The 10,251-nt window shown below is 70.0% G+C and carries 10 protein-coding genes; 5 read left to right on the top strand and 5 right to left on the bottom strand.

The genetic code is table 11. The features are described 5' to 3' along the window. Positions 1-602 precede the first annotated feature (602 nt). Positions 603-809 carry a hypothetical protein gene (locus tag ACWF79_RS28450; RefSeq protein WP_453731024.1) on the bottom strand — a complete coding sequence of 69 codons (207 nt, stop codon included), beginning with the start codon at positions 807-809 and terminating at the stop codon, positions 603-605. Positions 810-1,682: 873 nt separating this feature from the next. Then, on the bottom strand, positions 1,683-1,925 hold the full coding sequence (locus ACWF79_RS28445) for a hypothetical protein (protein ID WP_453731023.1): 243 nt from the start codon (positions 1,923-1,925) through the stop codon (positions 1,683-1,685). Positions 1,926-1,928: 3 nt separating this feature from the next. Between ACWF79_RS28445 and ACWF79_RS28440 the strand changes: the two genes are divergently transcribed. From ACWF79_RS28440 to ACWF79_RS28430, 3 genes are all read left to right on the top strand, one after another. Then, positions 1,929-3,716, top strand: coding sequence for a SpoIIE family protein phosphatase (locus ACWF79_RS28440; RefSeq protein WP_453731022.1), 1,788 nt, complete (start codon positions 1,929-1,931; stop codon positions 3,714-3,716). A gap of 1,310 nt (positions 3,717-5,026) precedes the next feature. Next, positions 5,027-5,407 carry a DUF6192 family protein gene (locus tag ACWF79_RS28435; protein WP_453731021.1) on the top strand — a complete coding sequence of 127 codons (381 nt, stop codon included), beginning with the start codon at positions 5,027-5,029 and terminating at the stop codon, positions 5,405-5,407. Positions 5,408-5,941: 534 nt separating this feature from the next. Continuing rightward, positions 5,942-6,079 carry a hypothetical protein gene (locus tag ACWF79_RS28430; RefSeq protein ID WP_453731020.1) on the top strand — a complete coding sequence of 46 codons (138 nt, stop codon included), beginning with the start codon at positions 5,942-5,944 and terminating at the stop codon, positions 6,077-6,079. 74 nt (positions 6,080-6,153) lie between these two features. On the opposite strand, the gene ACWF79_RS28425 is transcribed toward ACWF79_RS28430, so the two are convergent. Together ACWF79_RS28425 and ACWF79_RS28420 are read right to left on the bottom strand one after the other, a co-directional pair. Beyond that, positions 6,154-7,233, bottom strand: coding sequence for a relaxase/mobilization nuclease domain-containing protein (locus ACWF79_RS28425; RefSeq protein WP_453731019.1), 1,080 nt, complete (start codon positions 7,231-7,233; stop codon positions 6,154-6,156). Next, entirely contained in the window at positions 7,230-7,646 is a 417-nt protein-coding gene (locus ACWF79_RS28420; protein WP_453731018.1) for a plasmid mobilization protein, read from the bottom strand. The genes ACWF79_RS28425 and ACWF79_RS28420 overlap by 4 nt, the downstream gene beginning before the upstream one ends. A gap of 940 nt (positions 7,647-8,586) precedes the next feature. On the opposite strand from ACWF79_RS28420, the gene ACWF79_RS28415 reads away from it, so the two are divergent. Further along, entirely contained in the window at positions 8,587-9,027 is a 441-nt protein-coding gene (locus ACWF79_RS28415) for a hypothetical protein (RefSeq protein ID WP_453731017.1), read from the top strand. A 35-nt stretch (positions 9,028-9,062) separates the two neighbouring features. On the opposite strand, the gene ACWF79_RS28410 is transcribed toward ACWF79_RS28415, so the two are convergent. Then, a complete protein-coding gene (locus ACWF79_RS28410) occupies positions 9,063-9,266 on the bottom strand; it encodes a hypothetical protein (protein ID WP_453731016.1) in 204 nt (67 codons plus the stop codon). A gap of 194 nt (positions 9,267-9,460) precedes the next feature. Here ACWF79_RS28410 and ACWF79_RS28405 point away from each other — a divergent pair, with 194 nt between their 5' ends. Continuing rightward, positions 9,461-10,225 carry a hypothetical protein gene (locus ACWF79_RS28405; RefSeq protein ID WP_453731015.1) on the top strand — a complete coding sequence of 255 codons (765 nt, stop codon included), beginning with the start codon at positions 9,461-9,463 and terminating at the stop codon, positions 10,223-10,225. The last annotated feature ends 26 nt before the right edge of the window (positions 10,226-10,251 follow it).

Below are 10,251 nucleotides of genomic sequence, written 5' to 3'. Positions count from 1 at the left end.
CGCGCGCCGGGTCGACCTGGACGAGCAGGCAGGTCGCGGGTCGCAGCCCGCCGTCGTCGGCGATGACGGAGTCGAGCTGGCGGAGCACGCGGTGCTGCGGAGCCGTCTGGCCGTCGCGATCCGGGAGTGCCGGGGTTCAGAGATGAAGCCGTTCTCGAGCGTCCTCGTATTCCGGTCGGATGCCCACCTCGGACAAGATCTCATCTGCGAGCCGCAGAACTGTGTGGCCGGAAGCCCGCTCACGGTCACGCTGACGGGGGATCCGTGTGTGGACCGCCCGGCGCGGGGTGCTCGGCGCCAGCCTCGCGGGCGCCTCTGGGCCATGCCTCAGAGGCGCCAGAAGCCCCCGCCCTGGGATGATCTTTACTACGGGGGCCAGTAAGAATCGCGTCACCAGCCGCGTACGACGGCGACAGGTCCTTCGGATCGCCAGGCCGCCACCGTCGTGCCGATCCCGGATCAACACGGGGACACGGAGGCGGGGTGTGTGGAGCCATCTCCGGGAGATGGGCGCCCGACGTTGAGTCCCTCACTGACCGGCCGGTGGCGTGGGGAAGCCGCCACACGACCAATCCGTCCTGCTTTCACAGGCGCGGCTCCGTCTACTTGAAAACCGCGAGTATCACCGCGAGGACGGCGCTGATGACCATCAGCGCCATCGCGAACGCCTTCCCCGACGTGGAAACAGATTCAGGAACCGGGCTTCCGCCCCAGCGGGCGACAGCAAACGCGACGCCCGCCACCAAGAACGAGAAGATCACCGCCAGCCCGATGAACAACAGCACCATCAGGGTGTGGGTAGCGTCCACGACTCCCCTCCAAGATCAACTTCGTGGGTTGCGGTACGCCGTCGCACCGCACTGAAATGACGATCCACCCCCCACCTGCGCGGATGAACCGGTTGGATGTTGTTCGCGGGACAACGTGGGGTTGTTCGGTGAACAACCCAAGCCGGAGGGGACGACGTGGGGACAGCAAAGCGGCCCGGGCGGCCGTGGGCGGAGGCTCGTGGGGCGTGCCAGGAGATCAACGACCTCGTGCACATCCTTCGTGGCTGGCTCGACACGGCCAACGTCTCCGTTGCGAAGCTGCACGGTCTCCTGACACCCGAGCACTTTGACGGCAGCTCCATCCCGGCGATCTGGCGATTACGGGAGCAGCTCAATGGCGTGGGTTTGACATGGGAGCTTGCCGAGGCCGTCGCGGACGTTTGCTTCCCGGGCGAGACGGGTCCACAGGCAGCTCACCGGCTCGATCAGGTGCGGCCGTTGTGGACTGCGGCAAGCACCTCACCTACCGCGACTCGTGCTGATCCGGCGTACGACCTCGTCGAGGCGCAGCAGCACACGATCCGGGCGCTGGAGGATCTCAACCGCGTACGCCAGGCGTACGAGGTCAGCGAGCAAGCGCGATTGCAGGCCTTGCAGGTGGCCACGATCCTCTTCGCGCTTCTGGGCCAGACGCAGGCTCAGGTGGCTCAACTCACACGGCAGCTCGACGCCATCCGCGCCGCCGATGGCCCCCGGCCGGTCGAGGAGCTGCGGACCGAGAATCGCCTTGGGCGTGCTCAGAGGCAGGCTGAGGATCTCCGCCTTCAGTTGACCCGAGCCGAGGAAGAACGGGATCGGGCCCAGAATGTCGCAGATCTCGCGGCTCGTCAGATCAGCGAGCTGGAGGAGGAGCTACGCGGCCTCAGGCCGAGCACGGATCCTGGAGCCCAGGCGCCGAGCGGAGCGGAAGTCGCGCTTCCCGGGACGGTAGGGGCCACCGCGGACGACGACACTCTCGACCAGGTTGACGCTGCCCTCCAGAGGGCGCGCGACGTTCTCGACCGAGAGCATGAGGCCGTCAGGGAAGCTGCCGAGGAAGTCGGGTGGTGGGGTGGCGAGGAAGCCGAACCCCAGGGCGGAGTCGTCCCTGGCCAAGTCGTGCGGGACGAGCCAGCGGCCCAAGACGATGCCGAGGAGTTGTTCGGGACAACCCCTGACAACCCTCCCACCAGCGCGTCCATGCCAGGCACCGGCGCCGATCTTGCGGTCCGCGGGGAAGGCGACTTCATGCGGTTCGTGGGGGCCGCGACCCGGCGGATTTCGCGCGGGATAGACCTGGACGAGATCGTGCTCGGTCTGTGCAGGGCCTCGGTGCCTACCTTCTCCGACGAGATCCTGGTCTACCTGCGTGACCCGCTTCCGGTGGGCGACGAGAGCCCCGTCGGCCCTTACATGCTGCGCCTGCGGCGCACCGACCGACGTGAAGCGGACGTCGACATGCTCGCGCTCGACCTGGAGACGGCCCCCGCGGCCGAACTCTGCGAGGTGCGTCCCGGCGGGTCCCTCGCCGAGGTGCTGCGCGGTGTCCGGCCGGTCTTCGGCGACTCCACGGCCGCCCGTGCCGCCCTGGCCGAGATCTTGGGCCCCGAGTACGCCCTGCCGGGTCCTCGCCGGGCGATCCTGGCCCCATTACGTGGCCGCCGCCGGGTCATCGGCGCCGCCGTCTTCCTGCGCCGGCCTGAGCGGCCCGGCTTCGGGCCGAACGACCTCCTCGTCGCCGCCCCGCTCGCCACCCAGACCGCAATCGGTATCGACAAGGCCGGGTTGTACGGCCGGGAAGCGTTGTTGGCCGGCGAGCTACAGCGCAGGATGCTGCCGGCCTCGCTGCCGCAGCCGACCGGTGTCCGGCTCGCCTCCCGCTATCTCCCGGCCGCCGCGACGGCCCGGGTCGGCGGGGACTGGTACGACGCCATCGGGCTGCCCGGTCACCGCGTGGCCCTGATCGTCGGGGATGTCATGGGCCACTCCATGACCTCCGCCGCGATCATGGGCCAGCTGCGGACCACGGCGCAGACGCTGGCCGGACTAGATCTCCCGCCGGACGACGTCCTGCGGCGACTCGACCAACAGGCCCAGTCGCTGGGCCAGGACCGGCTCGCAACCTGCATGTACGTGGTGTACGACCCGGTCTCGCACCGGATCACGATCGCCAACGCGGGCCACCCGCCGCCGATGCTGCTGCACCTCGGCGGCCGCGCGGAAGTCCTGCGCGTCCCGCCGGGGGTGCCGATCGGCGTGGGCGGGGTCGACTTCGACGCGGTCGAGCTGGACGCCCCTCCCGGCGCCACCCTGCTGCTGTACACGGACGGCCTGGTCGAGTCCCGACTACGCGACGTGTGGACCGGGATAGAGCAGCTGCGCGAGCGCCTCGCGGCGACCGCCCATCTGACCGGCCCGGACCACTCACCGCCCCTGGAGGCGCTCTGCGACGACGTCCTGGACATGCTCGGCCCGGGCGACCGGGACGACGACATCGCCCTGCTCGCGGCGCGCTTCGACGGGATCGCGCCCAACAACGTGGCGTACTGGTTCCTGGAACCGGAGGACGCGGCGCCGGGGCGGGCCCGGCGGCTGGCCCGGCGGGCGCTGGCCCGCTGGGACCTGGAGGAGCTCTCGGACTCGGTCGAGCTGCTGATCAGCGAGGTCGTGACGAACGCCGTGCGGTACGCGGAACGGCCGGTGACCCTGCGACTGCTGAAGACCGACGTGCTGCGCTGCGAAGTCGGCGACGACTCGCCGCAGTTGCCCCGGCGGTGGCGAGCACGGGACACGGACGAGGGCGGACGCGGACTGGCAGTGGTTGAAGCTCTTTCATCACGGTGGGGGGCGGTACCCACGTACGGGGGGAAGGCAGTGTGGTTCGAGGTTGATCTTGCCGGGCGGTGATGCCTTGCTTTCTTGTTCTATGCGTTCCGTCAGCTGGCTCCCGGGGTTGATGTTCGGGACCTGCCGGTGAGGGTGGAGTGGGCGGCCCGGACGATGGAGGCGGTCAGGGCGGGGTTGGGGGATGAGGCGTTCTCGGCGTGGTTGACAGCGCTGGATGAGTCGATGGCGGCGCTTGTTCCGCCAAGGGGGCTCGCCGAGTCGTCCTGAGCAGAGATGCCGGTCGACGGAGCTCGCTGCTGTCGACCGGCATCGAACTTTAAGGAACAGACAGGCCGACATCAGCCCACCGCTCACCGCGGGGCACGATCGCCGCGCTCCCGCACTTCCTTCCGGACCTCGGCCTACCCGGGCAGTGAGTCGGGGCGGCTTGTTTGTTCCTTAAAATTCAATGCCCGGGTTCAGGAGCCGCGCGAACCCGCGTCGTGAGCACGGCCGCCGTGCCGGGCCACCCGCCTTCGTTGCTGGGCCAACGAAGGCGGCCAGGTGAAGAATCTTCTCGGCTGCACCTCGTCCCGGCCGGCGACGATGGCGACGCCTCCACACCATCAGCAAGGGCAGAGGCCACCGCCGCATCATCCGGCCTCAGCGCACGCCCCCACGCCGCGACCCACTTCAACCGGTCGGTCTCCGGAACCTCGCACGCGGCAAGGAAACGCTCGAACTGGCTCCGGTTCCGCGGGATCGTCTGACGGCTGATGATCCGGTGCACCGCACTGCGCGGCAGCACACCGAACCCGCCGGCCCGCTCCTCCATCAGCCGCAACGCAGGCGCCCCCGCCCGCTGATACAGGTCGATCAGAGCGGCACTGAGGTCAGCCTGATCCCGGATCAGGCTCAACTTCGGCGGACCCGGGCCAGCGTGCCGACGCCTTCCTCGAGGTGGTTTGGGAGGAACGCCAGGACGGTCTCAAAGCCAGGCCCCTTCTCCACGCGCGATGGGGTGTGCCTGCCCGCTCGTGAGCGTGGCGCTGAGCTCGGTCAGCTCCCGACCCTTGTTGTCGTTGCGTAGACGCGGGGGCTAAGCGGCCAGGCGGCCAGCCGCAAGGACGGCGTGTCGTTCAGCGTCCACAAGGTCCTGGCATCGATCCAGGACGAGAACGAGGCGCCGGGTCATCAGAGTGACGAGTGACCAGGTCAGACTCGGGGTGCAGTGGCAGAACCTGGGTGCCTTCCGCTGGCATTAGCGGTTCGGCGGGGAGGGAGGGCCACTCCCGTGACCTGCTGCCCAACTGGACCGCGGACTACCCGGCCGGCGTCGCTCGCGACGACGAGGACGCGAGCTCACACGGGACGACGAGGTCGCCAAGGAGGTGACCGCCGACCTGCTCAAACGCTCCGACGTCGCGAGGGAGACGATGCGGGACGACACTGCCCGCTTCCTGGTCAACCGGGCCCAGTTCGACAACTCCGCGCAGGCCTGCGAGACGATCCGTGAACGCACCCCGGCCGTCTGCAAGATCGAGCACACCATCGAATATCTCGACCTGGTCGGATCTTGCCAACAGTTCGTTGCCACCTTGGGCCGGCTCGTCCCCAGATTGCGGGGCCAGGAGTTCACCGACGACGAGCGCGAGACCGTCCGCCGGGGCATCTCCAAGGTCCGGGCCGCGGCCGACTGGCTCGAAGCGGGGATCGACAACGGCGAGTTCACCCTGGACGAGCAGCTGGCCAAACTCCTCAAGGGCGAGTAGGCCATGGCACGGCGCCGGGAGCCCGGTCTTTTGAGGAGCACTACGGCGATCTGGTCCGCGTCGCCCTGATGGAAGCCCGCCCCTCCGGCCTCCAGACCAAGCAGCTCATCACCGCCATCAGGCTGACGAAGTCCCAGGTCGAGCGAGGGATCCGGCACCTTCGGGACGTCGGTGCGGCCGATCACCTCATCCCGATCATCTGGTGCCGACGAGACACGGCGCCGATGAGGACGAGCGTGGTCGGGTCGTGCTTCAAGGGGTGGCCCGCCGCCGCGGCCGGGCTGGAGTTTCTGGATTTCTGGACCCCCCGACGCGGGCGCGCGTGTGCAGCTGAAAACTGGCAGCAAGATATTGGCTACTGGGCCCAGTTACGGCCGCCCCCGAGTGGTCGTGAGCGCCCGGGCACAGGCGGGAGACTGACTGGATGAGTGCCCCCGCCATCGGCTCGGCACCGGCCCGGCGCCGTCCACCGGGCCCACGCCGACGTCACCGCCGCGGATGCTCCCCGCCGAGCGCGCCTTCCCGGCTGGCGACGTGCGCGACGACGAGGATCAGGACCACGATGTCTCCCTGGGAACGCTCCTGATGGTGGTCTGTCTGGGGGAGTTGGCAGCTGCTATCTCTGTGTTTGGCGGTTTTCTGGTGGTGGCGGTTTCGGTTCCTGTGTGGTAGGGGGCGGCAAACCTGGGGTTGCCGTCTGCGCGGGGCCGGTGCGGCGTAGGCGGTGCAGGCCGCTGTTTTGCCGGTCACATCTCCTGGCTGGGTCCGGGCTGGGGAGGCTCGGGTGGCCGGTAGGGCTGGCCGTTCGGACCCGTGGATCTGGTTCTGCTCGTGCGTTCGGTGCTCGTCGTGGTTTTGCGGGCGTGGGCGGCGCGGGTCCGGCCCAGCCCCACGAGCCATGGGGAGGGGGCCGGCTGAGTCGGGGGCGCGGGTGGACGGTTGGGCTGCGCCGGTACCCGGGGCTGGGCCGGTACGCGGGCAGGCTCGGTCTCCTGGGCTGCCTCGGGGGCCGGGGTCGGTGTTGTCCCCGGGGTACGGGGGTCCGGGTTCCCGAGCGTCTCGCTCAGCTCGGTCCACCGCAGCTCTCGCGAGACCCGCGATGCGGCGGCCCACACCTGTCCGCCCTCGGCGTCCGTCCAGCCGGGCAGGCTGAACGAGTAGCCGCTCATCCGCCCGTTGCGCGCAGTGTTTGCCCTGTAGTCCACCCCAGCCTCCCTGAGTGCGGCCTCGAACGCCGTCCGCCCGCCGCCGGCGCTCGCGTCGCGGGCGGCGCGGACCAGCTCGCGCAGCTGCTCGCGTTCTGGCCGCTGCGCTCCTCGGCGCTGGGCGGCTGCACGCTCGGGGCCGGACACCTGTGGAGAGATCCGGTTCGACCGCTCCTCGGCGTTCACCAGGCCGTGCTCCCGCTCCAGCGCTCGTACGATCGGCCGTGACCTCGCGTAGTCGTGCGAATCGCTGGCGAGCTCGCCGGACCAGCGGACGCGGGAGACGGTCAGGTGGATGTGGTCGTCGCCGTGGCGGACGGCGACCCATGGCACGTCCGGCCCCCACATCCGGCCGACGTACTGCTCCGCGATCTGGGCCCACTGCTCGTCCGGCAGGACGCCGTCTTCGTCGGGCAGGGAGAGCGAGCAGCGCCAGATCGGGCGTGCGACGTCGAGGCGGCGGCGGTTGTGCCGGTCGATGATCCGGGCGACCTGCTGAGGGGTGCCCGGCACCGAGCCGCCCACGATTCGAGGGTCCTTGTGCTCCTCGCGGTGGCCGGGTCCGAAGTCGTACCGCAGTGCTCCGCCCGCGCGGCGTCCCTTTGTGATCTTGGCGATCACGTGTCGGCCCCGTGCGCCTGGTGAGCGTCCTTGTCGGCCTGGTCCTCGGTGGTGTCGCGGTCCGGGCCGAGCCCGCGTACGGCCAGGGCGGCCCGGCCGATCTCCTCTACGGCGGCTTGGATGGACGCCGGGAGCGTCCTCTCCTGGTGGCTGTACCGGGTGAGTTGGTTGAGGTTGTTGGCCGCCTGGACGAGCTGACCGTAGGCGGCCTCGTTGATCAGCGGCACGACCGGCACGTCTCCGGGTACGCCGGTCCGGCCCGTGAGGGCCTCGGTCACGACGGCCCGCACCCACGCGCCCAACTCCTTGCGGCCGGTCTCCGCCCGCGCCGCGTGCCACCGTTTTAGTTCCTCGGGCGTCACCCGCACCGACACGCAGTGACTGCGCCGTTCCCCCGGCGTTCCTCGCACCATCCCCCGTTCCCCTCCCGCTTGGTGATATCTGATCATCAGTTTGCCTGTATCCCCGACGCGGACCATTCTCCGGGCCCGCCCGACGACGGCTGGAGGGGCCGGTTCATGGGGCGGCGGTTCACTGGCGCAGCCGGGCCGAGTACGGTCGGGCGGCATGAAGAGGGAGACTCCCAGAGACGCCGATGGCAACAAGGTCTGCGCTTGGTGCGGAGACAAGATCCAACAGTCCGGCGTGGGCCGGAGCCGCGACTACTGCTCGCGGACCCACCGCGAGTACGCGTACCGAGCCCGCCGCGAAGCGGAGCTGCGGCTCGTTGCCTACTCACGTGGCCGGGCCGACGAGCGGTCCGTTCCGGCAACGGCTGAAACCAGGAGGCCTTCAGTTCCATCAGCTGATGAAACTCCTTCCGTTGCCGGTCAGAGCGCCCGTTCGGCGCGCGTGGTCGCCCGGATAAGGCCTGCTCCGGTCCTGCCGGTACCCGTGGAGGCCTGGCAGCGGTCTGATGCGGCCGTGATGCCTCCAGCCCCGCCCCGGGCGAGGCGCCGGCCTCTGCTTCCGCCGCCGCCTGGTGCTCATCGAGCTGAGGCCGTCCAGTTGTGGGCGGAGCCGACCGACCAGAGGCAGCCGGACGCTGAGGTACGGCGAGACCTCCAGGGCTGACCAGTTGTCCGGCGGTCACCCCGTCGCGGCAGCAGCTGCTCCCCCTCAGCCCCGGGCGGGTCGTGCGGTCGCCTCACGCGCTCGCAGTCGCGACGGCGTGGGTATGGTGAGCAGCTCCGATTCGGGGCTGCCGGCCGTACCGCGGAAACTACGGACATGCAGGTCGGCGGCTTGATGCTTGACGTGTCCACGGACGGATTTTGGGAGGAATCGGGCGCCACGGTTACCTGGACTTCGCAAGCGGACGCGCGCTGCAGCGGACCGCCGGGTGGGACGCCGATGGACTTGGACGCCGGCACGGGCGCACGTGACGGCCGGTTCAAGTTCCGCGAAGACCTCAGGGAGATCACAGACCCCGGCCGGCTCGGGAAGTGCGGCGTGAGCGTCCTCGCGGGTGGCGTCACCCCGGTCGTCCGGAACGGCAGGGCGGGCTTCTCCGGAGTCGTAACGTGCGGCTCGGTCCACGTCTGTCCGTGCTGCTCGACGTCGATCCGCCGTGCCCGGCAGGACGAGCTCGACCAGGTGGGCCGCTTCTGGGAGTGCCAGAGCTGCGGCCTGGTGATGATGACGCTCACCATGCGCCGCTACGAGTGCCAGCCCCTCGCGCTCCTGGCAGAGCAGCAGCGCGAGGCCTGGCGCGAGGGCTTTGGCCAGAACGCCAGACGCCAGTGGCGCAAGGCGAAGAAGGCTTACGGAGTGGAGGGCTTCGTACGAGCCTGAAAGGCCACCCGCGGCGAGAACGGCCGGCACTGCCACTACCAGGCGTGCTGCTCTTCCTGGCCCGGCCCCTCAACAGCCTCCAGGTCGAAGAGCTCCAGCACCTCGCGTTCGAGGTCTGGGCCGCCGCCCTGGAGAAGGCCGGCGCCTACCGGCCCGTCGAGTTCGGCGCGGACGGCGAGCCGGCCGGCGTCCGGATCGATGCCCCCGACCGGGGAGAGTCCGCACGGCTCGCCTGCCACCTCATGAAGAACCAGGACGGGAAGGCCTCGGGGGGATCGCCGCAGAGTTCACCTGCCAGGACGTCAAGACGGGCAACGCCGACCACCGCACCCCCTTCGAGATCGCCCGCGGCGCCACCGACGAGAACGCCAGCGCCGAAGACCGCGCCCGGGATGCCGCCCTCTTCCGAGAGTTCGGGCCCGTCGCCACCGGTATGCGCTCGCTGTACTGGTCCCACGGCCTCCGCCAGCACCTCGCCTCACCGGGCTTCGAGCTCGACGGCCGCCAGGACGGAGACGTCGCAGCAGACGAGGCCGCCGCTGGTGAACGCCTCGCACTCATCCCGGCCGCCACCTGGTACCGCCACGCCGTACGGCACAAGGGCCGTTCCCTCGCCCTGATCAAGGCCGCCGAGCACGGCGGCACCCGCGCTGTCCGCGCCCTCGTCGGAACCTGGGGCCTGATCTGGGGCGCCGACGTCGTCGGGGCCGAGACGCTTGTAACAGCCGGAGCGATACCCACCCTCGACGAGACCATGCGCCGCATCGAACGGACCACCCTCGCCGCCCGCGCCGAGGTCTGGCGCCACGGCTTCGACAAGGCCGAGCTCGCCGCCCAACTCAAGACGCTGAAGGCCGGCGCGGACGACTTCCACATCCAGGCACGCGTCCGCAAGGCCAAGCAGGAACGCGAGCTGACCGACGCCCGAGCCCAACAGGCAGGCCTGCAGTGCAAGGCCGAGGGCAAGCTCCCCTCCCAGTGGTGGTCCCAGACGGAAGACACCGACGTCCTTACCGGGGCCCGCGCTCTCGCCAGGGAGCCTGAACCAGCCGATGCCCAGAGCGAGTTCCTGCGCCGCCGGCGCATCGCCACCACCGCCCACGCCGCCCAGATCGCCGCAGCCCTCATCCGCGTCCGGCAGAAAACCGCTGACCCGATCGGGGCGGCAGCCGACAGTTTCCGCCCCTCGGCTCGTTGACCCCTACGAACAACCCACCGCCCAGG

It is taken from the genome of Streptomyces sp. NPDC054975 (assembly GCF_053609105.1).
This window is presented reverse-complemented; position numbering and strand designations above follow the sequence as displayed.